The organism is Pseudomonas sp. 05N36 (assembly GCF_056397385.1).
This window is the reverse complement of record NZ_JBFTNH010000022.1, coordinates 84,279-108,423: the sequence shown is the minus strand read 5'-3', so window position 1 is coordinate 108,423 and position 24,145 is coordinate 84,279. Positions and strand designations below refer to the sequence as shown.

The window sequence follows — 24,145 nt, the reverse complement described above, 5'->3', positions numbered from 1 at the left end:
GTGGGGAGGGGCGGTTACAGACCGACGTCCGGCAAGCTCGGGCGGTTGGCGAGCGCAGCCTTGACCAGCGCCTCGACCTCGCTGCGCTCGTGGTCAAGCAGACCCAGGCGAGGTGGACGGGTCAGCGCCGTGCCGCGGCCCATCAGTTCCTCACAGAGCTTGATGCATTGCACCAGGTCCGGGCGGGCATCGAGGTGCAGCAGCGGCATGAACCATTCGTAGATCGGCATGGCCTCTTTGAAGCGGCCATCGCGGGCCAGGCGGAACAGCGTCTCGCCTTCTTTCGGGAAGGCGTTGGACATCCCGGAAACCCAGCCCACCGCACCGACGGCAATGCTTTCGAGCACCACGTCATCGAGCCCGGCGAACAGCACAAAGCGGTCGCCGACTTCATTGCGCACATCGATGAAGCGCCGGGTATCGCCCGAGGAGTCCTTGAAGCAGACGACGTTGTCGCAGTCGGCCAGGGAGATCAGGATGTCCGGGGTGACATCGTTTTTGTAGATCGGCGGGTTGTTGTAGACCATCACCGGCAGGTCGATGCTGGCGGCGACGCTGCGAAAGTGCGCAGCGGTCTCGAAGGGTTTCGAGGAGTAGACCAGCGCTGGCATCAGCATGATGCCGTCGGCACCCACGCGCTGGATTTCCTTGGCGACCTTGCTGGCGTTGGCGCTGGTGAATTCGGCGACACCGGAGATCACCGGCACCCGACCCGCGGCGGCGTCCCTGGCGACTTCCACCAGGCTGATTTTTTCTTCGGTGCTCAGCGAGGTGTTCTCGCCGACGGTGCCGCAGATCACCAGCCCCGACACGCCGTCACGCACCAGCCCGCTGATGACCTTGTGCGTGCCTTCATAGTCGATAGAAAAGTCCGGGTTGAACTGGGTAGTGACCGCAGGGAAAACGCCGCTCCAGTTAACGTGCTTGCTCATGTTGCCTCCGATGATGACTATTTAGTATTTCGTATACGTTTAAATTGAGCACTGAATGTGCCATGGGGTTCAAAGGGTTTTGCCAGGTACGTTGCTTCAAATAGCCAGTTCGACGGGCCAGGTGTCGGACAGTCGATAACCGCCCGGCCAAGGATCGCTTGGGTCGAGCAGATGTTGGTGGGTGCCGGTGATCCAGGCGCGCCCGGACAGGCAGGGGATAATGGCCGGACGGCCGGCGATTTCGCTGGTGCTGTCGATCCGGCAACGAAACTCGGAACCGATGATCGAGCGCCCGATGAACACCTCGCCCACTGCCAGTTGGCCTTTGGCGTGCAGCACCGCCATGCGCGCCGAGCAACCGGTGCCGCAGGGCGAGCGATCGATCTTGCCGGGGCGGATCACCACCGCATTGGCGGCACTGGCCACGCCGTTGGTGCGGTCGAGCGGCGCGGCGATCTGGCAGAAGGAAATATGCTCCCAATCGGGGTTCAGCGGGTGCACGAAACCCAATTGTTCATTGGCCGCTTGAGTAATCTTCAGGCCGCTGGCGACCAGGTCCGCGGCTTCGTCGGCGGTCAGCGAGAAGCCCAGGCGCTGGGCATCGACGATCACAAAGCTGTCGCCGCCATAGGCAGTATCGACTTGCAGCGAGCCGAGGCCTTCGACTTCGATCCAGGCATCGAGCTTGTCGGCAAACGACACCACGTTCCGCACCTCGACCCGCTCGGCCTTGCCGTTGCGACACTGGGCAGTCACTTCGATCAAGCCGCCCGGGGCTTCGAGCACCAGCCGGGTCAGCGGTTCGGTCATCGGTAAAATGCCGCTGTCGAGCAGTACCGTGGCCACGCACAGCGAGTTGGAGCCGGACATCGGCGGTGTGTCCGCCGGTTCCATGATGATCCACGCCATGTCGGCCCGCGGGTCCTTGGCCGGCACCAACAGATTGACGTGGCGAAAGACTCCGCCGCGCGGCTCGTTCAGCACGAAGTTGCGCAGGGTCTGGTCCTCGGCAATCCAGCGCGACTGCTCCCAGAGGGTTGCGCCGGGTGGTGGTGCGACGCCGCCGACGATAACGTCACCGACTTCACCTTCGGCGTGGCAACTCACCACATGAATGATCTTGCTCGAACGCATGATTGTCTCCTGAGGCCTGACTGTGGGTTACAACACCGACTTCAGGAAGTCGGCGGTTTCCGCGCGTTGCGGCTGGCCGATCACCTGGTCCGGTGAACCGATTTCGTGGATCTTGCCGTCGCGAAAGAACGCCACCCGATCCGACACATCCCGGGCGAAGCGGATTTCGTGGGTCACCAGGACCATGGTCATGCCTTCCTCGGCGAGCAGGCGCATGGTGTCCAGCACTTCGCCGACCAGTTGCGGGTCGAGGGCCGAAGTGGCCTCGTCGAACAGCATGTAGTCCGGCGACATGGCCAGCGCCCGGGCAATCGCCATGCGCTGTTGCTGACCGCCGGAGAGCTTGCTCGGAAACACCTTGAGCTTGTCGCCGAGGCCCACGTGGGTCAGCTGGCGCACTGCAATTTCTTCTGCTTCCTGGCGGCTTTTACCGAGCACCTTGCGCGGGGCGAGCATCACGTTCTCCATCACCGTGAGGTGCGGGAAGGCGTTCCATTGCTGGAAGACAATGCCGATTTTCTGCCGCAACTTGTTCAGGTCGGTGCCGCTGGCATGCACCGGCGTGCCGTCGACGCGGATCTGCCCGCCCTGAATGGCTTCCAGGCCGTTGATGCACATCAGCAAGGTCGATTTGCCCGAGCCCGAGCCACCGATGATCGACAGCACTTCGCCTTTGTTCACGGTCAGGTCGACACCCTTGACGACTTCCAGGTTGCCGAAGGATTTACGAACGTTCTCGATCTCAATCATTTTCCTGCCACCTCTGTTCGAGCCGCGCACCCAGACGAGCGATCACCAGGCTCATGACGTAGTAGATAAGGCCGGCCAGGGCCAGGACGAACAACGGTTCCTGGAGCCGGGTGACGATGGTTTGCGAAGCGCGCAGCAATTCGACGATGCCGATCCAGAGCACCAGCGAGGTGTCTTTCATGACCGCCAGTGTCAGGTTGATCCAGCCCGGAAACGCCACCCGCGTGGCCATCGGCAAGACAATGTGCAGCAAGTCCTGGCGGTGACTGAGGCCCAGCGAACGGGCGGCCCGCCGTGTGCTCAACGGCACCGAGAGCACGCCGCCGCGGACGATTTCTGCGCAGTAGGCGGTGGAGTAGGCGCCGAGGATCACGCAGGCCACGGTGAACGCGCTCCAGTTCAGGCCGACGATCGACTTGAACGAGTTGAGCAGCACAAACTGAATCAGCAACGGCACGCTGCGAAACACATCCAGCACCCAGGCCAGCGGCAGACTCACACGCGGCAGCAACGCCCGAACCAGGCCACAGGCGACGCCCAGCAACGTGCCGATCAACATCGCCCAGAACGTCAGCAACAGCGTGGTGCCGGCACCTTGCAGCAGGTAGAGGAAGTCGCCCGAGGTAAAACTTGAGGTGTACATGCAGACCTCCTAGTACCGAAACAAACGCCAGGCCAGCAGGCGGGCGATCAACACCACCAGCTTGGCCAGGACGAAGTAGAGAACGGCGGCGATGGCGAAGAACTCGAAGGTGCGAAAGGTCTTCACGTTCAGCGCCTGGGTCACGCCGGTCAGGTCGCTGGTCAGGCCGACCACTACGCCCAGTGACGTCATCAGCAAGGCCCAGACCATTTGATTGGTCAGTGGGTAAAACACCACGCGCAGCAATTGCGGTAGGACCACCAGCCGATAAGCCTTCGGTGCGCTCATGCCCAGCGAGCGGGCGGCGCGCAATTGGGTTTCCGGCACGGCGTTGAGGCCGCCGCGAAAGGTCTCCGCCAGGTAGCCGGCGTTGTTGAAGGTAATGCCGATCAGCAACGCCAGCCATGAGCCCATGTGAATGCCGAAGGCGCCGAGGCCGAAGTACAGGATGTACACCTGGAACAGGGCTGGCGTGTTGCGTGCAATCGACACCCAACTGGCGGCCATCGCCCGCAACAGGCGCTTTTCGGACAGTTGGCCGAGGGCCAGGAACATGGCGATCAGCGTGCCGGCCAACATCGACAGCACCGCGATTTCCAGAGTGATCCGCGGCGCGGAGCGGCCCTGAAAATGGGACTGCTACGCAGYCCAGCGGGAGCAAGCTCCCTCGCCACAGGTTCTGCGCTTGACTGACATTCCGGGTAACCCCCGTCCCCTCTGCTATGCAGTCCTTAGCGGTAAACGCCGCTGGCCGTCAGCTGTGGCGCGGTGCCGCCGACCCATTGCGCGAACAACTCCTGATACCGCCCGGAGCGCACCTGGTGGTTGACGAACAGGTTGAGGTAGTTGATCAGGCCGAACTCATTGCGCTTGGCGCCCAGCGACACGTAGTCGATGTCATACGGCGCGGTGCCGGCGACGCTGAGGTTTTTGTACTTGCCGGACTTGATCAGTGACGAGGCGACTGTCGAGGTCACGGTCGTCGCGTCGATCTGTCCCTGGCTCAGGGCAAGCACCGCGTCGGCCAGCGACTGGTAGGCATGGAAAGCACCCTTGGCGTTGGCCCATTTCTTCACGTCGTTTTCCAGTGCGATGGCTTCGAACGTGCCAGCCGGGCCGCCCACCGAATGGCCCTTGAGGTCATCGTAGGACTTGATCCCGGCGTCGCTGCGGGTCAGTACCACCATCTGGAAGGCGAAGTAGGGAATGGTCATGCCCACGGTCTTGGCCCGCTCCAGGGTGTCGGAGGTGGAGGCAACGATCACGTCGGCGCGGCCGGAAACCAGTGCCGGGATTCGGTCCGGGAACGGCGTCTCGACAATCTCGGCTTTGACCCCGAGGGTTTTTGCCAGGTCATTGCAGTAGTCGACATCGAAGCCGGCCGGGGTGTTCTTCTCATCGCGAAAACCCATCGGCGGGAAGTCCAGGGTGACCGCGCAACGCAAGCTGCCGGACTCGATGATGTCGTCGAGTTTGTCGGCCTGGGCCTGGGCGATGAACGCGCTGCTCAGCAGGGCGGTAATGAAGACGGCGGGTGCAGGATTTTTCATAAGGGGCCTCGTTGTCGGATGGTGTCGAGCGTTGGGCAGTTCTTATCAAATTGGTATTTAGAATTTCGTATACGATATTTGATATGCACTGGGTGTGCCAAAAAACTGCAAGCTACATCGGGTTAAACCTTCGACAGCCTGCAAGGCCCGAAACAGACGCCAGCCGCCAGCGACGCAGATTCCGGCCAGGGACATACGCGGCGAAGACGAATGCCTCGACGATGGGTGTCGTGTCACAAAAGGGAGCAGGGTTTGGCGGGGTGCGCAGTAACGGGTAACAGTCAGCGATGGTTATCGCGGTACTGCGAAGGGGACACGCCGGTGAGCGCCTTGAACTGGCGGCTGAAGGCGCTGTGGTCGGTGTAGCCGCAACGCAGGGCGATCTCGGTGATCGGCAGTTCGCCCGACAGCAGTTGCGTGGCTGCACCCAGGCGTGCCTTGTGAATCATCTGCCGGGGTGTCAGCTGGAAGATCCGTTTGCACAGGCGCTCCAGTTGCGCCACGGAAAACCCGCTGAGGGCCGTGAGTTCACCGAGCGCGATGTGTTGTGCGTAGTGCTCGCGGATATGCCCGTCGACCGCCGCGAGTTTTTCGTAAGCCGGATGACTGGACTGGGGCGCGAGCAAATCGTAGGAAATCCCCGCCATGCCGATGATGCGCCCCTGTGTATCGCGCAGCGCCAGTTTGTGGGTCAGGCACCAGCCAGGTTCGCGGCCAGGGTAAAGGTGCAATTCCAGTTGATCGCTCAACGGGCTGCCGTCACTCAGTACCCGCCGGTCCTGCTCGGTGTAATGCGGGCCGAAGTGCGCGGGAAACACCTGCTCAGCCGTCTTGCCGAGAAGCGCGTTGGGTTCTTTGGCGCCACAGCGCTGGGCCAGGGTCTGATTGATCAGCACGTAGCGGGCGGCGGTGTCCTTGATGAAGAACACCACACCGGGCATGGCATCGAGCAGCGGCGTGATCAATTGCAAACTGCCCAATAGCTCGGGCAGGTCGCGGGGGCAGGGCAGTGGCAGGGGGAACGTCATCTGGTGGCGGCCCGCAGGGATGAGGGCCTTACTCTACGGTGACGGACGCGCCATTGGGAAGCTCGGCCAGCTGCAACAGTGTGTCGATGCGCGTTGGGGAAAACGGCGGACGTGGCGCCGGGTGTGGCCAGTCGAACAGGTAGCGGGTCGCCGCGCCACAGACTCGCCCCTGGCAAGCGCCCATGCCGCAACGGGTGTGCAGTTTGGCCTGGTTCCAGCCGGTGCAAGTCTTGAGCGCCGACAGCGCCACGTCTTCACAACGGCAGACCAGCGTGTCAGGCGTTGCCAGCTGTTTGAGTTCATCGCGCAAGGCAAAGCTGCGCCGTAACTGATCGGCGAACGCTTGCCAGCGCTGTCGTTGCGGCCAGAGTGCGCGGGCCTGCTGCACTTCGCCGACGGCCATCAGCCCGGCAATGGCGCCTTCGACCAGCGCCAGCTCACTGCCACCGAAACCTGTGCATTCGCCCGCCGCATAGTGCCCGTTCAGGCTACTGAGCTGGTTGGTGTCGACGGCAATTGCGTTGTCCTTTAATTCGCAGCCCAGCGCTTGGGCCAATTGGGTATTGGGGATCAGGCCGAAGCCGCAGGCCAGTCGCTCGCAGGGGATGTCGACGATCCGCCCCCGACAGTTCAGGCGAACGCCTTGCAGGTGACTGTCGCCATAGGCTTCGAGGACATGACTGTCGCAGCGGTAGTGACGATCGAACAGTTGAAGCGCTTGCAGGCCTTTGGCCGGCCATTTGCGCAGTTGCAAGGCGAACCCGGCGACCGCATGCAGTGGCGCTTGTTCGGCAATCCGCAGAACCTGAGCGCCCGCCTTTTTCGCGGTAGCGGCGCTGGCCAGCAGCAGCGGGCCACTGCCGGCAATCACCAGCCGCTCGCCGGCCAGCGGCATGCCGCCCTTGATCAGCGCTTGCAAGCCGCCTGCGCCGGTGACGCCGGGCAAGGTCCAGCCAGGAAACGGCAGCAACAGTTCACGGGCACCGGTGCACAGAATCAGTTGCTCGTACTCAATGATCCAGCCGTGTTCAGGGTCTTCCAGCAAGAGTTTTTTCGGGCCGGCCAAGGCGACCACGCGTGTCGAGTTGAACACCTGCACGTTACTCGCCGCTGCCAGTTTCTGGCGATGAGCCTGGGCACTGGCCGGCAAGTGTGCGTTAACGCCATCACGCCAGATTTGCCCACCGGGTGCCGGGTTGTCATCAATGATGGCGATGCGTGCGCCGCTCGGTGCGGCGGCCAACGCTGCCGCCATGCCTGCCGGCCCTGCGCCGATAATCAGCAGCTCGACGTTCATGGCCGGGTCTCCACGCGCATGCCTGTGCGGCAGGTGGTCTGGCAGGCGAGGCGGCGCTGACCGTCGATGTTCACCCGACACTCCTGGCAAACCCCCATCCCGCAAAAAGGTGCCCGGCGCTGGCCGCTGACCGAGGTTCGGCTGCAGCCGTCGCCTGCCAGATAGAGCAGCGCCGCAACCGTTGTACCGGCGTCGACCGATACACTGCGGCCGTCGAGACTCACTTCAATCATGCGCGTAACCCTTGTGCAGTGGTCAGGAAACGCCCCGGCAGGTAGGGCGTCGGGTCGATGGTCGGGGTGGAATTACACAACTGCGCGGCCAACAGCTGTGCGCTGCCGGGGGCCGTAGTCACGCCCAACCCTTCATGCCCGGCCGCCAGCCACAAACCCGCTTGCTGTGGATGTTCGCCGAGCAGCGGCAAGCCATCGGGCGTGGCCGCGCGCAGGCCGGTCCAGCTGCGGATAGCGTTCATCCCGGCCAACTCCGGCAAATAGTCGATCGCCCGGCGCAGCATGCGCGCCAACACGGCCGGTTCGACGCTCAGGTCGGTGGTGTCGAACTGACGCGATGAGCCGAGAAAGAGCTGCCCGGTCGGACGCGGCTGGGCATTGAAGGCCACCGAGGTGCCTTCGCTGGCGTGAGCACTGGTGACATAGCCCAGTTCGACTAGCTGATGATGGATCTTGCCGGGGTAACGGTCGGTAATCAGCAGATGACCCTTCTTCGGCCTAATCGGCAGGTCGCGGCACAGCTCGGTGGCGTGAATACCGTTGGCCAATACCACCGCTTCGGCACGCAACCGCTCGCCGCTGCTCAAGCGCAACTGATTGCCGTCGACCTGCGTGACCTCCACTGTGCGCCGCGTGATCCGCCCAGCGCTTTGGTTAAGCAGCCAATGCGCGGCGTTTGGCGCATAGAGAATGCCGTCGCCGCTGACCTTCAGCGCGCCACTCAGGCCGGGACGGAGCATTGGCTCGGCGTCGTAAAGTGCTCGCGGGTCGAGCATTTCGCAGGCGATGCCGCGAGCCTTGAGCGTCTGACGTTTGTGCTCGGCGCCGGCCATTTCCTCGTCATTGGCGGCCAGCCACAGCGTGCCGCAATTGCGGTAGGCGCAATCGGGGTCCAGACGTGGCGCCCATTGCCGCCAGAGCTCGATGGAGTATTGGCTCAGCGCCAGTTCGGCCGGGTTGTCATCCATCGCCACCAGGTGACCCATACCGACTGCCGTGGCGCCGCCGCGCTGACTGTCGAGCACCAGCACGTCGAGCCCGCGTTGCGCCAGCTCAAAGGCACAGGCACTGCCGACAATGCCGGCGCCGATGACAATGACGTCGGCATTCATGAACCGATGCCCCACACGAACGGGTCGTCTTCCTCCAGCAACAAGTGGCTCTCGCCACTCATGTGGGCGCGACCGCGAATCGTCGGAATGATGCGTTGCTCGTCGAGCCGTTCGTAGCTGGCTTCGAACTGGCTRCCGATCACACTGGCCTGGCGCCAGACTTCACCGGGCTGCAATTTGCCGTCGGCTGCCAGGCACGCCAGCTTGGCGCTGGTGCCAGTGCCGCAAGGCGAGCGGTCGTAGGCTTTGCCAGGGCAGAGGACAAAGTTGCGGCTGTCGGCCACCGGGTCGTCGGCAAACAGCTCGATGTGATCGATTTCGCCGCCGTCCTCGCCGCGAATGCCCTGGTTCTCCAGCGCTTCTCGGACCGCCCAGGTGTAGGCGGTCAGGGCTTCGAGGTTGTCGCTGGCAATGCGTTGGCCGTGTTCGGCGATCAGGAAAAACCAGTTGCCGCCCCAGGCGATGTCGCCGCTGACGGTGCCGTAACCCGGCAGTGTCAGCGACACGGCTTTGCGATAGCGATAGGCCGGGACGTTACGCACGCTGACCGAGCGATCTGCGTGCAACGTTGCCTCGACCGTGCCGACCGGGGTTTCGATCCGGTGCACGCCAGGCTCGATGCGTTTGAGATACGCCAGCGAGGCCACCAGGCCAATCGTGCCGTGACCGCACATGCCGAGGTAACCGCTGTTATTGAAGAAAATCACCCCGGCACAGGCGCCGGGATCCTGTGGCTCGCAGAGCAGGGCGCCGACCAGCACATCGCTGCCGCGCGGTTCAAGTACTGTGGCGGTGCGCCAGTGGTCGTGCTCTTCGGCGAGGCGGCGCTTGCGATCGGCCATGGAGCCGCTTCCCAGTTCCGGGAAACCGGCGATGACCAGGCGTGTCGGTTCACCGCCAGTGTGAGAGTCGAGGACGTGGATACGTTTCATGAAGGGCGCTACCTTGCACAGGAAATGTCTGTGCAAGACTGGCGTTTGAGGCGCGGGATGGCTTGAGGGTTTTAACCGTTACCGATGACGAAATCGGCACACCCGATCAGATCCGCGCGGGGGCATTGGGTAGGTGTTCATAGAGCGTGCGGCACACGCCAATGATGTGCTGCTCGATCAATTCGGCGGCTTTGTCGGTGTCACCGGCCCGGCACGCGGCGATGATGTCGCGGTGCTCGTGGTCCGCACGGTCCTTGCCTTCGGAAAAACTCATCTGCATGCGCAGGTAGCGTTCGACCTTGTCGTGAATCGAGCGAATCAGGTTGAGCAGGAACGGCCGCTGCGCCGGCTCGTAGAGGCAGGCGTGCAGCGCCCAGTTCAGCTCGGCCCAGCGCCCGATGTTGTTTTCGTCGAGGAACTCGGCACAGATACTTTCGGCGCGGGCGAACGTGGCTTCGGTCATGTTCGGCACGGCCAGGCGAATCGCCTGGACCTCCAGCAGCACCCGGACTTCAAAGATCTGCGCCAGCTCGGGCTCGGAAATCTTCGTCACCACCGCGCCCTTGTTGCGTTGAAACTGCACCAGGCCTTCCGCCTCAAGGCGTTTGAGCGCCTCGCGCACGGGGATCTTGCTGACGTTGAACAAGCGGGCGATGTCGTCCTGACGGATTGGTTCGTCTTCGGCAAAGTGACCGCCGATGATGGCCTCGCGCAGATGCTTGACGATGACTTCCGACGCTGAAGGCACAATCCCCAGATTGGGGGCATTGAAGCTGGGTAGAGGCACGTGAATGAATCCCGGCAGGCGTGATGGCGAATATTGTATACGAGCGCGTCAGCGCACCAAGCGCTTTTCCGTCAGGCGTATTGTCCCGGCGCACGCATTGAGTGCTGGTCGTTGAGGCTTGGGGCGGGGCAGGGGTAAACTGCCCGCCCCGTGAGATGTCTGCGAGCTGGAGTCGGCAATGCGTAAAGATAAGAAACAGGTGATTGGTGACGAGATCGGCGATGCGCAGATCAAATTGTTCCTCGATTTTGAACCGGTCGACGCAACTTCACCGTCTCTGCACAAACTGATCAAGGCCTACCGTGGCCTGCGTATCGACGATTTCGAGCGTTTCCTGGCGTTCTTCGTCGAAGCCGGTTATGACCTGGACGGCAAGGACGAGCACGGCAAGGACTTCGTTGCCCTGATCCAGGATCAGCGTAATGCCGCCGACTACATCGAGTTGATCAACAAGGCTCGCGGCTGACCCGCTCCTACAGGTGGCGATAACAAAAACGCCCCGCTCTCAACGAGAACGGGGCGTTTTTCTTTTTTGGGAGAAGAGGGCGGGCCTCAAGCGAAGCTTGGGGTCTCGCTGCTTTCTTCAACCAGTTCCAGCGCGATGTTGTTCTGCGCATTGATCTTGCGATACAGCGCAGCGTCGGTTTCCAGGACTTTTTCCCGGGCCGGGAAGATTTCGGCCAGCTTGGCCGCCCACTCACCCTTGGCTTTGTTCGGGAAGCACTTTTCGATCAGCTCAAGCATGATCGACACCGTGACCGACGCGCCAGGCGAGGCACCGAGCAGCGCGGCAAGCGACCCATCCTTCGCGGCTACCAGTTCGGTACCGAACTGCAGGATGCCGCCTTTTTTCGGGTCTTTCTTAATGATCTGCACGCGTTGGCCAGCGACTTCCAGACGCCAGTCTTCGGCCTTGGCTTGAGGGTAGAAGCGGCGCAGCGATTCCAGGCGTTGTTCCATCGACTGCATCACTTCGCTGACCAGGTACTTGGTCAGGTCCATGTTGTTTTTCGCCACGGCCAGCATCGGGCCGATGTTGCCGACGCGAACCGACATCGGCAGGTCCATGAACGAACCGTGCTTGAGGAACTTGGTGGTGAAGCCGGCGTAAGGTCCGAACAGCAGGGACTTCTGGCCATCGACGACACGGGTGTCCAGGTGCGGCACCGACATCGGTGGCGAACCCACTGCTGCCTGGCTGTAGACCTTGGCCTGGTGGTGCTTGACCACTTCCGGGTTGTCGCAACGCAGCCATTGGCCGCTGATCGGGAAACCGCCGAAACCTTTGCTTTCTTCGATGCCCGAAGCCTGCAACAACGGCAAGGCCGCGCCGCCAGCACCGAGGAACACGAACTTGGCATCGACTTCGCGGGTGTTGCCGCTGTTGACGTCCTTGATGCTGACGGTCCAGCCGTTGCCGTTACGCTTGAGACCGGTCACGCGCTTGCAGTACTTGACCTGGGCGTCGGGTGCGCTGGTCAGGTGCTTGAGCAGTTGATTGGTCAGGGCGCCGAAGTTGACGTCGGTGCCGTTTATTACGCGGGTCGCGGCGATGACTTCGTCGGCCGGACGACCAGGCATCATCAATGGCATCCATTCGGCCATTTTTGCCTTGTCTTCGGTGTACTCCATCTCGCTGAAGGCGTGGTGCTTGCTCAGCACCTTGAAACGTTCCTTGAGGAACGAAACGCCAGCCTCACCTTGCACGAAGCTCAGGTGCGGGACCGGGCTGATGAAGGATTTCGACGAGCCGAAGGTGCCTTTTCGGGTCAGGTAGGACCAGAACTGCTTCGACACCTCGAACTGGGTGTTGATGTGCACGGCTTTCTTGATGTCGACGCTGCCGTCAGCGGCCTGTGGCGTGTAGTTCAGCTCACATAGCCCGGCGTGCCCGGTACCGGCGTTGTTCCACGGGTTGGAACTCTCCGCGGCACCGGAATCCATCAGCTCGACGACTTCCAGCTTGATCGCGGGGTCGAGCTCTTTGAGCAATACAGCAAGGGTGGCACTCATGATGCCGGCCCCAACCAGTACTACGTCGACTGCTTCGTTATGCGCCATTTAACGCGTCTCCAAAATCTGCAGCACCAAATTGTCGGCATAGCTGCCAGGCGTGACGGGGCATGCTCTGTAGAGCCCCGGGTCACCCATGGCCAGGATCGCCATGTCCGAATCTTCGCAATTTTTTGCAACTTCGACAGACGCTACCTACCGGGCTCAGGGTTCCTATGAACTCACTTCAGCGCGCGGGAGGCAATTCGACTTATGGTCGATACGTCCGTTTGTGCAACCAAATCCGTAGTGGACAGGCTTCAGGCTCCAGTTCTTGAGGAGTACTCGGTCCTGTGTCGTTGGGCTGTTGTAGACGCTAATGGTGCATGTTCTGACGCAAAACTATTCATTTGCTCGCCACACTCTTGTGAAGTTGTGAAAACCCGTTTTTTTCACGCTCTTTTGAAGACGTGAACCTCAAAAAAGGGCTGTCCCAGCCTGGCACCGTGCCCGGATGGATTGCCGCCATGGGATACAGGGCAGGCAAAACGGGCAAACAGCTCAGTGACCGAGCGTAACGACAGCTCTGGCAGATTCGCGAAAAGTGGTGGTTTGCAGGATAAACAGCAAGCTCGCCAGCTTCACTCGATCTGTGTGGGCGGCTCTCTGTGGGCGGTGCGGGGGTGTCAATACAAGCGCATTGACGATGCTGCGAGGCCCGATCAGGAGACGTCCTTATAATCGGGGGGAGATTGTAGCGAAGAAACGCAGGGAAATGGTCGTGTTTAATGACTTTTATTAGCCGTTCGGTCAGATGGACTACATTTGTGGCGTGGAGCGAATAGTGACCAAAGCAATTGCATGGCAATGCCTTCAGCGTGAGACGGCCTTGAAGTTAGCAGTGCAGCATGACACTGGTGTTACGGAGCCCCCGAGACCAGTGACATTGCGTGTCTCTGCAGCAAGTGTTCAGGGTTGCTGGTTCGAAGGCGCTGCCGCCCGCTATACTGCGGGTCTGTCTGTATTTGTATCTGGAGAGTAGCGCATGTTGCAACGCCTGTTGTTCGGTTTGATCACTGTGACCAGCTTGACCCTGGTTGGCTGCGCCAACAGCCCGCAACAACTAGCCCCGGAGCCGAAACTGACGACTCAGTTGGCGCCGGTCGGGCATGGTCAGCCGGTGGTGGTGAGGGTGGTCGATGGCCGTCCGTCGCCAACGTTGGGCACTCGTGGTGGCCTGTACCCTGAAACCAGTGCAATCACGGTGCAGGGTGCGCAAATCCTGCCGAAGTTGCAGGCCCAGGCCGAAGCGGCTGTGCGTTTGCTGGGTTTCACGCCAACGCCTAATGCCTACAACGCGCCGCAGTTGACGGTGACGCTGGCGGAGCTGACGTATCAGTCGCCCAAAGAAGGCATGTATGTGACTGAGGCGACGATTGGCGCGGCTTTCCGCTCTGACGTGCAGAATGCCAATCATCGTTACAGCGGCCGTTATGCGGCTTCGCTGAATCAGCGTTTTGGTATGGCGCCGAATCAGGAAACCAACACCAAGCTGGTGAGCGATGTGTTGAGCGATGCGTTGACCCGGTTGTTCAAGGATCCGACGGTGGGGCAGATGCTCGCCCAATAACGGTTGGCTGTCTTCAAGAAACCCGGTACCAGCGATGGCACCGGGTTTTTTGTGCCTGCTGGTTTTTGGGGGCTTTCTGTGGGAGCGAGCCTGCTCGCGAAGGCGCCCCGACAGTCGACCAATCTCCCGCAGGTGTACACAGTTCAACTGTGGGAGCTGGCTTGCCTGCGATGGCGGCCTGACAGCCGACCAATCTCTTGCAAATGTACACAGTTCTACTGTGGGAGCGGGCTTGCTCGCGAAGGCGGCCTGACAGCCGACCAACCTCTTGCAGGTGTACATATCCATTCCTGCGGTAACGGCCACTTAGGGTTCCGCTCTTACAGCGTGTCACTTTTGCAGACGCCCAAAAGTAACCAAAACGCTTCGCCCCAAGCGTACGGCACCTCGCTAATGCTCGGCGTCCCCTCCGGCGTCCATCAGGGGGCATCGCCTACGGTCTGCTGCGCGACGACCTCCTCTCGATGTGTCCGGCTGCGCCGTACGGCGCTGCGCGCCCACCCCCTGATGAACACCTCCGCTCGGCCTGCCGAAGGGGCGGGTAGATCAAGATCAAGATCAACAGCAACAGCACGGCGGCCTACCGGCCGGCCTGAGTGGTGGGGGGGGAGGGGCGCGGCTTTTAGGCCGCTTCTACATAAAAATCCAGCATGCTCATGCCAGTCAGCAGGTCGGTTTCCGGCAGGTCGGCGTGTGGGTGGCCGCCCAGGGCGCAGTAGACGAGCCAGTGGCGGTCCTGGACGTTGAAGGCGAGGCTGCCGACGAGGTTTTGTTGTTCGTCGCTGGGGGTGATGAGGTAGAGGCGATCCTGGATTTCTGCGTGCAGCATGACAGGCTCCTTGTCGGTTACGAGGGGCGACAGACTGGCTTGTTAAGGTGACGTTCAGGTGACAGTGCGCATTAATCAGTAAATTACCGGTCACTGGAGTGCAAAGCGCAGGGCGTAAAAAACGTCTGGCCACTTGCCGCTGTTTTCAGGCCACAAGTGCTGTTTTTTACGTGAGGGGCATGATGTCGCTGTATATGAGCTGGTCTGCTGTCAGCGCCCATCCCGGGAGCCTGATGAATCTTTTTGCGTTGTTGATCGCCTTGCCCGGTGCCTGGTTGTTGCACGTGACCCGTCGTCGCGAACGGTTGGCGCTGAAGAACCTGGCGGCACAAAGCGCGGTACGGGCGATCGATGAGCCGCTGCTGTTTCTCGACATCGCGACGCTGCGCCTGAACCGGTTTTGCTACCGTTTCGGCTTTGCCTGCCTGGCCTTGGCACTACTGCTGTCGTGGGCCAGCCGGCATTTTTGAGTTCGCATCGCACATGAAAACGGCGCCCCGAGGCGCCGTTTTTGTATTCAGCCGAAACCTTACAGCGGCAAACCCGCTTTGACCCGGTACTGATTGCGCACCGGTGTTGCGTATTGCAGCACCAGGAATGGCCGATGTTCCTCGGGGCAGGCATCGAGGCGGCTTTGCCATTCTTGCTGGGCCTTGGCCAGTTCCTCGGCCGGGAACAGTGTGGCTGCGCTCGGCACCTGCAGTTGCGGGTCGGCGTTGCTCCATTGGGCGTACGCCAGGTAGTGCACCGGGAACAACCGGTAACCGCCGAGGATCTGCCGGTCCATCTCGATTGCCAGTTGCTTGGTGTCTTCGAACAGCTCGCTGATCGGTGCCGCGAAGTTCACGTGGACCCGGCCTTTGTAGCCGGTGATGCCTTTGGCGATGCTCGCATCGTCCTCGCCGGGCACCTTGGTGTAGCTGCCGGTGGTGGCGCGGATGTACAGCTCGCGGGCCTTGGCCTGATCGCACGGGTCGTATTCGTAGCTGATCGACACCGGCGTCAGGTTCAGCGACTTGATGACCTCGCCAAACGGCTCGTCCTTGCGGCTCATGTGGAACATCTTGAGGATCGCCGACTCGGTACGGTCGTCACCGTCCTTGGCGCGGCCTTCGGCCTGGGCGATCCAGATCGACTGGCAGTCGTTGAGGATCGAGTGATTGATATAGGCCGACAGCAACTGATACGCCGCCATTTTCTCGCGCCGACCGCTGATGGAACGGTGCACGATAAAGCTCTTGTTCAGGCGCATCAGATCGCTGACGAAGGGCTTTTGCAGCAGGTTGTCGCCAATCGCGATACGCGGCGTCGGCAGGCCGGCGTGGTAGATCGCGTAGTTGACGAAGGCCGGGTCCATGACGATGTCGCGGTGGTTGGCCAGGAACAGATAGGCACGGCCGGACTTGAATTGTTCGACCCCGGTGTAGGTCACGCCGTCAGTGGCCCGCTCGATGGTGTGGTCGACATAAAACTCGACCTTGTCCTGCAAGGTTGCAACCGAACTGACGCCGGCAAACTCACGGCGCAGCCGATAAGCTATAAGTGGTTTGAGCATCCAGCCGAAAGCACCGGCAAAACGCGGGAAGCGGAAGTGGGTGAGGATATCTAGAAACGCCTTGTCGCCCAGCAACCGTGCCAGCACCGCTGGGACTTCGCTGTCGTCGTAAGGTCGGATGGCATCGAATTCGCCCATCATGCTCTCTTGTTAGAAACGGCTAGGGTAAGTAATGGATTGGATCGATTACGGCAGGTGTACAGTCTGAAAAATACGCCCAAACAAAAATGGCCCTGCAAATAGACCGGCGATTATACGCACAAGTCACTTGGGAGACCGCGATGCTGGAAACCGAGCGCTACGAATGTCCTTATTGTGGTGAAGAGTCAGAGGCAGTTCTGGATTTGTCGGGAGGGGACCAGACGTATATCGAGGATTGCCCCGTGTGTTGTCGGCCGATCACATTCACTCTGCAGACCGATGGTCATGAATGGATGCTCGAAGTTCACAGCGAAAACGAGTGAAGGGTGGCGGCTATGCAGCGCATCTACGAACCGGAAAACCTGATGGAAGGTGAGTTGTTGCAGGGCATGCTGGCCAGCGAAGGGGTCGAGGCGCATCTGGTGGGGCGCGATCTGCTGGGCGGCGCGGGCGAGTTGCCGGTGTTCGGGCTGCTGGGCCTGGCGGTGGATAACGATCAGGCGCAATACGCGCGCGAGTTGATCGCTGCGTACAATGCCGCGCTGCCGATGCCCGGCGACGAACCGGATAGCTTCCCCGACGTCCTGGTCTGTTAGGCTGGCGTCCGTTTTCGTTCAGAGTCGTGTTGCCCCATGTGTGGACGTTTTGCCCTGTTTCGTTGGAACCCCGCGTTTGCGGCCTTGCCCGGCTTCCCGGCCGATCAGCAGGCGCAGTGGAATATTTCGCCCAATGATTCGGTGCTGATCCTGCGCGCCGAGGCGGGGCTGCGCACGCTGGCACGCGCGCGTTGGGGGCTGACGCCGCCGTGGCTGACTGATCTGTCGAAGACCCCGGCCCATGCCCGGGCAGAAACCGTCGCCGAGCAACCGATGTTTCGTGAGGCTTTCCGTCTGCGCCGCTGCCTGTTGCCGGCCAACGGCTTTTACGAATGGCGCGGCACTACCCGCAAGCGCCCGTACTGGCTGACGCCGGGCGAAGGTTCGGCGCTGTTTTTCGCGGCGATCTGGGAAGCGTATCCGGTGCAGGAACAGGTGTGGCTGAGCACCGCAGTGGTGACTCAGGCCGCCTCGAATCAGCGTCGTCCGTTGATTCTCGATGCAGCAGGCCAAGAAGCCTGGCTCAACCCCGAAACCCCGTTGCACACCTTGCAGGCGCTGCTCGCCAGCGAACCTGCGGCCTTGCGCGAACGGGTGCTGGCGAACCTGGTGAATGATCCGAAACTCAATGCGCCGGAGTGTTTGACCCCGGGTTGATGGGGTGTCTGTTCGGACGCCATCGCGAGCAGGCTCGCTCCCACACTGGATCTCCATTGTTCGCGGATTTTGTATCCGCTGGAGATCAAATGTGGGAGCGAGCCTGCTCGCGATGGGGCCTTGGGATCAGACCTTGAACTGATTGATCAACCGCCGCTGCTGCTCGGCCAGCTTGGTCAGGTCGGCACTGGCCGCGCTCGATTCATCCGCGCCGCCCGCGACTTCATTGGCCACCTGGCCGATATTGATCACATTGCGGTTGATGTCATCGGCAACCGCGCTTTGCTCTTCGGCGGCACTGGCGATCTGGGTGTTCATGTCATTGATCACCGACACCGCCTGAGTGATGGTCTCCAGCGCCTGCGCCGCCTTGGCCGCGTGCTGCACGCTTTCGTCGGTCTTGTTCTGGCTGTCTTCCATCACCCGCACCACGTCGCGCGTGCCTTGCTGCAACTGCTGAATCATCGACTGGATTTCTTCAGTTGCCTGCTGGGTTTTCTGCGCCAGGTTGCGTACTTCATCGGCCACCACCGCAAAACCCCGACCTTGCTCACCCGCCCGTGCGGCCTCGATGGCCGCGTTCAACGCCAACAAATTGGTCTGTTCGGCGATCCCGCGAATGGCAATCAGGATCGCGTTGATGTTCTCGCTGTCCTTGGCCAGGGTTTGCACCACGCCGACCGCCTTACCGATTTCCACCGCGAGCACGCCAATTGAAGTCGAGGTGTCCTGCACGATCCGCATGCCTTGGGCGGCGGCCTGATCGGCATGGCTGGCGGCTTGGGCGGCCTGGGTTGCATTGCGCGCCACGTCCTGGGCGGTGGCGGTCATTTCCTGCACCGCGGTGGCCACCTGATCGATCTCGGCCATTTGCTTGTGTACGCCAAGGTTGGTGCGAATGGCGATGTCGGCGGTGTGTTCGGACGAATCGCTGACGCTCTGCACCGAGGTCACCACTTGGGTGATCATCGCCTGCAACTTGGCGAGGAAGGTATTGAAGCCCTTGGCGATCGAGCCAAGTTCGTCGGCACGGTCGCTGGTCAGGCGGCGCGTCAGGTCACCTTCGCCCTGGGCGATATCATCGAGCATCGCGACCATTTGCTTCAGCGGACGGGCAATACCGTGGCCCACCAGCCAGATCACCAGCAAACCCAGGCCGGCAATCACCAGGCCAACCGTGGCCATGCCAAAGGTGTCGGCCTTGCGCTGGGTGTTCAGGTCGCCCTGCAGTTGTTGCAGGTCGGCCATGACCGCGTTCAGCGGCAATTGCAGCAGCAGGGTCCAGCGCGCATCGGTCTGGCCGATGCCGAATGGCAGGTACAGCTCAATCCTGCCATTGGCCTTGTCGACGTTATAGGTCACTTCGCCACGGTTGAGCTTGCCGAGGTTGGCCACCTGAGTGGCGTCGAGGATGTCGCTGACCTTTTCACCGAACTTGCTCGGGTCCTTGGTGTAGGCGACCAGACGCTGGTTACCGCCAATCAGCGCCATTTCGCCGGCACCGTTATAAAGCTTCTGGTTCGCGGCCAGGAGCATTTCCTGGATGAAGTTCACCGACAGGTCAGCGCCGACGATGCCCTGGAAGGTGCCGTTGAGCATGATCGGTTCAATAAAGGAGGCGAGCATGACGATCTTGTCGCCGACCTTGTAAGGCGCCGGGTCGATCACACAGGATTTTTTGCTTTCCTGGGAACACAGGTAGTACTCACTGGAGCGCACACCCGTAGACAACACAGTGCGGTCGTTGACGTCCGCCAGCTTGTCGACGCCCAGCGTGCCATTGTCGTTGCGGAACCACCACGGCAGGAAGCGCCCGGTGGCGGCGTCGATGCCAACGACTTTGCTGCCGATGTAGGCCGCGTCATTGTGATCCAGTGCGTTCGGTTCCCAGCCGATGTACGTGCCGAGAATCTTCGGATTCTTCGCGACGTTTTCCTTGATCAGGCTGATCAACTGCTCACGGCTGAGAGTCAGCGCTGGTTTGCCGTCGGCATCCTGGGAGCCGATCAAGGCGTTGACCCGAACCAGACCGCCGGCGATCAGCAGGGGCGCTTCGAGTTCGCGCTGGATCTGGCTGACCTGGGTTTGCGCCAGTCCACGCAGGCGTTGTTCGATGACTTGCTCGAATTGCGCCTGGGTCCGCTGCTGGACCATTTCCTGGGTGCGCGCGCCGGAAAACAGTGCATACAGCACCAGCGCAGCCACCACGCTGAGCACGATGGCACCGGCAAGCGCGGCGACGGAAAACTGGATCGACTTGAATTTCATAGGGGCTCCGGACGCAATATGACGTCTGCCGGGTTGTATCGGCGGAGGTAGGGCGGTCCATGAGCAGGTTTTTTGTCGATGACTGTTTTTGATCTGTGCAGGTCGCATAGAGACAGGTGTCAGGCCTGTGTGCTCTCGGGCATGCGGGTGGTTATGAATTTATTGCGACCATAAAATGGAATGTATCGGTAAATGCCGTGCAGCGCGTCTGTTGTATCTGGCGCGGATACAATGCACCGCCTAGGATACGCGGCATGTTTTCAGGGAGTGTTTTCATGAGCAAGAGAGTGGTTTTGTGTGCGCTGGGTGCAAGTCTGCTGCTCAGTGGTTGCCAGTCGGTCAACACCACCAACGGCGGGGCGGTGGGTGTGGAACGCAAGCAGTACATGTTCAGCATGCTGTCGAGCGATGAGGTCAACCAGATGTATGCCCAGTCCTACCAAAAGACGGTGGGTGAGGCGAGCAACAAGGGTGTGCTGGACAAGAACAGTAGCGAGGCCAAACGGGTCCAGGCGATTGCCAATCGGCTGATTGCTCAGGCACCGGTCTTCCGGCCGGATTCGGCGCAGTGGCAGTGGGAAGTCAACTTGATCAAGAGTGACGAGCTCAACGCCAACTGTGGTCCTGGCGGCAAGATCATTTTCTATACCGGGTTGATCGACAGCCTGAAACTCACCGACGATGAAATCGCTGCGGTCATGGGCCATGAAATCGCTCACGCCCTGCGCGAGCATGGTCGTGAAGCGATGTCCAAGGCCTATGGCATCGAAATGGCCAAGCAGGGCGCGGGTGCCTTGCTCGGGTTGGGACAGGACACCCTGGCACTGGCCGACACCGTGGCCAACTACGGCATGACCTTGCCCAACAGCCGCGCCAATGAAAACGAAGCTGACCTGATCGGCCTGGAACTGGCCGCCCGCGCCGGCTACAACCCAAACGCGGCGATCACCCTGTGGGACAAAATGAGCAAGGCTTCCGAAGGTTCGCCGCCAGAGTTCATGAGCACTCACCCGTCCTCCAGCAGCCGGGTTGAGTCGCTAAAGGCAGCGATTCCGAAAGTCATGCCGCTTTACCTGCAGGCCAAGAAGTCCTGATGGTTTTATATCGTCAGTAATGGCCTCATCGCGAGCAGGCTCGCTCCCACATTGGAACTCGGTCAGATGTGGGAGCGAGCCTGCTCGCGATGAACGATGACTCGGTCTACCGACCTACCACGTCAAACCCACCCGCTACTCTGCATCGCCTTGTACACCGCGACGATGGCCAGGATGAAGAACGCCGATGCTGCCAGGCGACGGATCAGGGTCAGGGGCAGTTTGTCTGCGGCAAAATTACCTGCCAGCACCACCGGCACGTTGGCAATCAGCATGCCGAGCGTGGTGCCGATGATCACCAGCCAAAGCTCAGGGTACTGAGCGGCGAGCATCACGGTAGCAATCTGGGTCTTGTCGCCGATTTCCGCCAGGAAGAACGCAATCAGCGTGGTCAGGAAAGGTCCGAATTTGCGCGCTGTGCTGGCTTCGTCCTCATCCATCTTGTCTGGCACCAGGGTCCACAGCGCCGTCGCGGTAAAGCTTGCGGCGAGGATCCAGTGCAGCGTCGCATCCGAGAAGAAACTCCCGAACCAGGCACCGACAGCCCCCGCAGCCGCGTGGTTGGCCAGGGTTGCAGCGACGATACCGGCGATGATCGGCCAGGGTTTGCGAAAGCGGGCGGCGAGAATGAGCGCGAGCAGTTGCGTCTTGTCGCCGATTTCGGCCAAGGCAACGACAGCGGTGGGAACGAGAAGAGAATCCAGCATCAGGGTTTTCCTAAGGGGCGGGTCGACACGGCTATGACACGTACAGCCTTCCCGCCCCGGGTAAGGTGTGCGTGTCATAGGTCTTGTCAAACCCTGCGATCCGTCTGTGCGGTCGCTTGGGTCGCATACGCCATGGTCTGAGGACCAAGTATGTTGACGTATGCCGGACGAGCATGGCGCTCGTGGGAGACTACTCCCCTAGGACGGAGCGGATTCTGCCTAGGCAAAATCCATTCGGCAAGCGCTAATTTCTAGCCACGCTTGGCCCGATAGATCCGGAAACCTTGCCCTTCGGCCTTGATCGCGCACACACCGAGATGCTCCTCGATCAGCGGCTGATATTTCAGGAAACTGTTGGCCACCAGGCGCAGCTCGCCGCCGTTTTTCAGATGTTTGGCGGCTTTTCGCAGCAGATTCTCCGTGGCGTGATAATCGGTATGGACCCCGACATGGAACGGCGGGTTGCTCAGGATTGCGCTCAAACCCATCGGCGCCGCGTCGATGCCATCGCCAGTCAGCACCTCGGCTTCCAGACCGTTGGCGGCCAATGTCAGGCGACTGCTGGCTGCGGCGAACGCATCAACGTCGAGCAGGGTGACGGTGTTGTGTGGATAGCGCCGTTTCACCGCCGCGCCCAACACCCCGGCACCACAGCCGAAGTCGAGCAAGTGACCGCTCGGCAGTTTGTCCAGGTGTTCGAGCAGCAGGGCGCTGCCGCGATCCAGTCGACCGTGACTGAACACGCCCGGCAGGCTGATGACTTTCAGCGGACCTTCAGCCAGTGGCAGTTCGTATTCCTGCGCCAGGCTTTCCAGCGATTTGGCTTCGGGCGCGTTGGCCACGGTAACCTGCCAGAGCTGGCAGTGGCGTGCGCTGTCGAGCTTGCGCGGTTTGCCGAAGGGGTTCAGCTGTTTGGCCGCGCCTTCGATGCCGCTGCGTTTTTCACCCACCAGGTACAGCTCACGACCGGCCAGGCGCGAGGCGAGGGCGTTGAGGATGTAGTCGGTCAGGTCCTTGGATTTGGGCAGGAACACCACCGCCGTTTCAAACGCGCGGCTCGGGGCATTCACGCCAAAGTGGCTGCGCTCGGCAAAGCGTGCGTCCAGCGCCGCCTGGTCGCCTGCATGCCAGCACCAGCCGTGGGCGTTGGGCAATTTGCCGAGCAAGTCATCGGCGGGCAAACCGGCCAACAGCAAATCGCCTTGAAACAATTCGGCCTGACGAAGCAGTACTTCACTGCGCGGATCCATACTCTGCTCCTTGAAAAAAAGTGCGGCAGTTTATCAACTGACGACCCGCAGCGCTGTACCGCTGAAGAAGCCTTGGGCGTTTTCGGTCAGTTGACCGACGATCCGCTGCCGCGCCTCGCGGCTGCCCCAGGCGTTGTGCGGGGTGACGATCAAGCGCGGGACGTCGGCGGCCAACAGCGGATTGCCAGCGGTGGGGGGCTCGACACTCAGGACGTCGGTCGCTGCGCCACCCAGATGCCCGTTGCGCAAGGCATCGGCCAAGGCTTGTTCGTCGATCAGCCCACCGCGTGCGGTATTGACCACAAAGGCGCCGGGTTTGAGCAGCGCCAGTTCGCGGGCACCAATGAAGTTACGGGTATGTTCGTTCAGCGGGCAGTGCAGGGTCAGCGCGTCGATCTGCGGCAGCAGTTCATCCAGCGGCAAGCGGTCGGCGCGGGCCGGGCGCCCAGGCAATTGGCCGAGCAACACGCGCATGCCAAAGGCCTCGGCCAGCCGCGCGACGGCGCTACCCAATTCACCATGGCCGAGCAAACCGAGGGTTTTGCCTTCGAGTTCGACGATCGGGAAATCCAGCAGGCAGAACTGTTTGGCCTGCTGCCAGCGACCTTCAGCGACGGCTTTCTGATAGTCGCTCAGGCGGGTGGCGAGGTTCAGCAGCAACATGATCGTGTGCTGCGCCACCGACGGCGTGCCGTAACCCTGGCAATTGCTCACGGTAATCCCTTGGGCGCGGGCGGCGGCCAGGTCGACATTGTTGGTGCCCGTGGCGGCGATCAGGATCAGCTTCAGTTCGGGGCAGGCCTTGAGGGTTTCGGCGTTCAGCAGGACTTTATTGCTGATCGCCACACTGGCGCCTTGCAGCCGTTCGACGATGTTGTCGGGCGTGGTCAGCGAGCGCAGTTGCAAGTCATCGAAGCACTGCTGCAACCCACTGAGGTCCAGGTCGCCGAGGTCCAGGGAACTGTGGTCGAGGAATACGGCGCGGCGATTGTTCGTCATTAACTGTACCTTTTGCGCATGAGTCTGAA

The 24,145-nt window shown here is 61.3% G+C and carries 25 protein-coding genes, 2 pseudogenes and 1 riboswitch; of the genes and pseudogenes, 7 read left to right on the top strand and 20 right to left on the bottom strand.

Translation table 11 applies throughout. The features are described 5' to 3' along the window. Positions 1-14: 14 nt before the first annotated feature. The 12 genes and pseudogenes from AC1DIH_RS23620 to AC1DIH_RS23565 all read right to left on the bottom strand — a co-directional run bounded on the left by AC1DIH_RS23620 (position 15) and on the right by AC1DIH_RS23565 (position 10,398). Positions 15-932, bottom strand: a complete 918-nt coding sequence (locus tag AC1DIH_RS23620; RefSeq protein WP_216741282.1) for a dihydrodipicolinate synthase family protein — start codon at positions 930-932, stop codon at positions 15-17. Between the two features lie 96 nt (positions 933-1,028). Further along, the gene (locus AC1DIH_RS23615) at positions 1,029-2,066 is read right to left on the bottom strand and encodes a trans-3-hydroxy-L-proline dehydratase (protein ID WP_054595639.1); all 1,038 of its coding nucleotides are present in this window, start codon (positions 2,064-2,066) and stop codon (positions 1,029-1,031) included. 27 nt (positions 2,067-2,093) lie between these two features. Beyond that, positions 2,094-2,816 (bottom strand): amino acid ABC transporter ATP-binding protein, encoded by a 723-nt coding sequence (locus AC1DIH_RS23610; RefSeq protein WP_103318455.1) that lies wholly within the window; start codon positions 2,814-2,816, stop codon positions 2,094-2,096. Next, complete coding sequence (locus AC1DIH_RS23605) at positions 2,809-3,459, bottom strand: amino acid ABC transporter permease (protein WP_054595641.1); 651 nt, start codon at positions 3,457-3,459, stop codon at positions 2,809-2,811. Before AC1DIH_RS23605 ends, AC1DIH_RS23610 begins: the two co-directional genes overlap by 8 nt. A gap of 9 nt (positions 3,460-3,468) precedes the next feature. Next, a pseudogene (locus AC1DIH_RS23600) lies at positions 3,469-4,065 on the bottom strand (amino acid ABC transporter permease); the annotation flags it as partial. A gap of 125 nt (positions 4,066-4,190) precedes the next feature. Then, positions 4,191-5,009, bottom strand: coding sequence for an ABC transporter substrate-binding protein (locus AC1DIH_RS23595; RefSeq protein WP_103318457.1), 819 nt, complete (start codon positions 5,007-5,009; stop codon positions 4,191-4,193). 281 nt (positions 5,010-5,290) lie between these two features. Continuing rightward, positions 5,291-6,037, bottom strand: a complete 747-nt coding sequence (locus AC1DIH_RS23590; RefSeq protein ID WP_477773479.1) for an AraC family transcriptional regulator — start codon at positions 6,035-6,037, stop codon at positions 5,291-5,293. A 28-nt stretch (positions 6,038-6,065) separates the two neighbouring features. Continuing rightward, positions 6,066-7,334 (bottom strand): FAD-dependent oxidoreductase, encoded by a 1,269-nt coding sequence (locus tag AC1DIH_RS23585; RefSeq protein ID WP_477773478.1) that lies wholly within the window; start codon positions 7,332-7,334, stop codon positions 6,066-6,068. Further along, positions 7,331-7,567: a (2Fe-2S)-binding protein gene (locus AC1DIH_RS23580; RefSeq protein WP_477773477.1), complete on the bottom strand. Its 237-nt coding sequence runs from the start codon at positions 7,565-7,567 to the stop codon at positions 7,331-7,333. Before AC1DIH_RS23580 ends, AC1DIH_RS23585 begins: the two co-directional genes overlap by 4 nt. After that, positions 7,564-8,679, bottom strand: a complete 1,116-nt coding sequence (locus AC1DIH_RS23575; RefSeq protein ID WP_477773476.1) for an NAD(P)/FAD-dependent oxidoreductase — start codon at positions 8,677-8,679, stop codon at positions 7,564-7,566. Before AC1DIH_RS23575 ends, AC1DIH_RS23580 begins: the two co-directional genes overlap by 4 nt. Further along, entirely contained in the window at positions 8,676-9,611 is a 936-nt protein-coding gene (locus tag AC1DIH_RS23570; RefSeq protein ID WP_477773475.1) for a 4-hydroxyproline epimerase, read from the bottom strand. The genes AC1DIH_RS23575 and AC1DIH_RS23570 overlap by 4 nt, the downstream gene beginning before the upstream one ends. Before the next feature lie 106 nt (positions 9,612-9,717). After that, on the bottom strand, positions 9,718-10,398 hold the full coding sequence (locus AC1DIH_RS23565; protein ID WP_427531424.1) for a GntR family transcriptional regulator: 681 nt from the start codon (positions 10,396-10,398) through the stop codon (positions 9,718-9,720). Positions 10,399-10,576: 178 nt separating this feature from the next. On the opposite strand from AC1DIH_RS23565, the gene AC1DIH_RS23560 reads away from it, so the two are divergent. Further along, complete coding sequence (locus tag AC1DIH_RS23560) at positions 10,577-10,864, top strand: PA4642 family protein (RefSeq protein WP_123582797.1); 288 nt, start codon at positions 10,577-10,579, stop codon at positions 10,862-10,864. 86 nt (positions 10,865-10,950) lie between these two features. Here AC1DIH_RS23560 and mqo read toward each other — a convergent pair whose 3' ends face one another. Then, a complete protein-coding gene (gene mqo, locus AC1DIH_RS23555) occupies positions 10,951-12,459 on the bottom strand; it encodes a malate dehydrogenase (quinone) (protein WP_477773474.1) in 1,509 nt (502 codons plus the stop codon). A gap of 976 nt (positions 12,460-13,435) precedes the next feature. Between mqo and AC1DIH_RS23550 the strand changes: the two genes are divergently transcribed. Further along, entirely contained in the window at positions 13,436-14,020 is a 585-nt protein-coding gene (locus AC1DIH_RS23550) for a YajG family lipoprotein (protein WP_019693608.1), read from the top strand. A 622-nt stretch (positions 14,021-14,642) separates the two neighbouring features. Here AC1DIH_RS23550 and AC1DIH_RS23545 read toward each other — a convergent pair. Continuing rightward, positions 14,643-14,849 carry a hypothetical protein gene (locus tag AC1DIH_RS23545; protein ID WP_477773473.1) on the bottom strand — a complete coding sequence of 69 codons (207 nt, stop codon included), beginning with the start codon at positions 14,847-14,849 and terminating at the stop codon, positions 14,643-14,645. Positions 14,850-15,031: 182 nt separating this feature from the next. Between AC1DIH_RS23545 and AC1DIH_RS23540 the strand changes: the two genes are divergently transcribed. After that, positions 15,032-15,319: a hypothetical protein gene (locus AC1DIH_RS23540; RefSeq protein WP_477773523.1), complete on the top strand. Its 288-nt coding sequence runs from the start codon at positions 15,032-15,034 to the stop codon at positions 15,317-15,319. A gap of 59 nt (positions 15,320-15,378) precedes the next feature. Here AC1DIH_RS23540 and AC1DIH_RS23535 read toward each other — a convergent pair whose 3' ends face one another. Next, the gene (locus AC1DIH_RS23535; RefSeq protein WP_477773472.1) at positions 15,379-16,545 is read right to left on the bottom strand and encodes a 1-acyl-sn-glycerol-3-phosphate acyltransferase; all 1,167 of its coding nucleotides are present in this window, start codon (positions 16,543-16,545) and stop codon (positions 15,379-15,381) included. Positions 16,546-16,685: 140 nt separating this feature from the next. Between AC1DIH_RS23535 and AC1DIH_RS23530 the strand changes: the two genes are divergently transcribed. From AC1DIH_RS23530 to AC1DIH_RS23520, 3 genes are read left to right on the top strand one after another with little or no spacing between them, the layout of a single operon-like run. Beyond that, positions 16,686-16,868 (top strand): CPXCG motif-containing cysteine-rich protein, encoded by a 183-nt coding sequence (locus tag AC1DIH_RS23530; RefSeq protein ID WP_081013733.1) that lies wholly within the window; start codon positions 16,686-16,688, stop codon positions 16,866-16,868. Positions 16,869-16,880: 12 nt separating this feature from the next. After that, positions 16,881-17,141: a putative signal transducing protein gene (locus tag AC1DIH_RS23525; protein WP_054595657.1), complete on the top strand. Its 261-nt coding sequence runs from the start codon at positions 16,881-16,883 to the stop codon at positions 17,139-17,141. Positions 17,142-17,177: 36 nt separating this feature from the next. Further along, on the top strand, positions 17,178-17,798 hold the full coding sequence (locus AC1DIH_RS23520) for an SOS response-associated peptidase (RefSeq protein WP_477773471.1): 621 nt from the start codon (positions 17,178-17,180) through the stop codon (positions 17,796-17,798). Between the two features lie 126 nt (positions 17,799-17,924). Here AC1DIH_RS23520 and AC1DIH_RS23515 read toward each other — a convergent pair whose 3' ends face one another. Next, positions 17,925-18,668: a methyl-accepting chemotaxis protein gene (locus AC1DIH_RS23515; protein ID WP_477773522.1), complete on the bottom strand. Its 744-nt coding sequence runs from the start codon at positions 18,666-18,668 to the stop codon at positions 17,925-17,927. Positions 18,669-18,779: 111 nt separating this feature from the next. After that, positions 18,780-18,983 (bottom strand): annotated as a pseudogene (locus AC1DIH_RS23510) (HAMP domain-containing protein); the annotation flags it as partial. A gap of 1,358 nt (positions 18,984-20,341) precedes the next feature. Here AC1DIH_RS23510 and AC1DIH_RS23505 point away from each other — a divergent pair. Further along, positions 20,342-21,160 carry a M48 family metallopeptidase gene (locus AC1DIH_RS23505; protein ID WP_477773470.1) on the top strand — a complete coding sequence of 273 codons (819 nt, stop codon included), beginning with the start codon at positions 20,342-20,344 and terminating at the stop codon, positions 21,158-21,160. A 122-nt stretch (positions 21,161-21,282) separates the two neighbouring features. Here AC1DIH_RS23505 and AC1DIH_RS23500 read toward each other — a convergent pair whose 3' ends face one another. From AC1DIH_RS23500 to AC1DIH_RS23490, 3 genes are all read right to left on the bottom strand, one after another. Next, complete coding sequence (locus AC1DIH_RS23500; RefSeq protein ID WP_071553377.1) at positions 21,283-21,867, bottom strand: TMEM165/GDT1 family protein; 585 nt, start codon at positions 21,865-21,867, stop codon at positions 21,283-21,285. Positions 21,868-21,955: 88 nt separating this feature from the next. Beyond that, positions 21,956-22,079: riboswitch (yybP-ykoY riboswitch) on the bottom strand. 39 nt (positions 22,080-22,118) lie between these two features. Next, positions 22,119-23,117: a methyltransferase gene (locus AC1DIH_RS23495; protein WP_477773469.1), complete on the bottom strand. Its 999-nt coding sequence runs from the start codon at positions 23,115-23,117 to the stop codon at positions 22,119-22,121. A 33-nt stretch (positions 23,118-23,150) separates the two neighbouring features. Next, positions 23,151-24,116 (bottom strand): 2-hydroxyacid dehydrogenase, encoded by a 966-nt coding sequence (locus AC1DIH_RS23490; protein WP_477773468.1) that lies wholly within the window; start codon positions 24,114-24,116, stop codon positions 23,151-23,153. Positions 24,117-24,145: the final 29 nt, after the last annotated feature.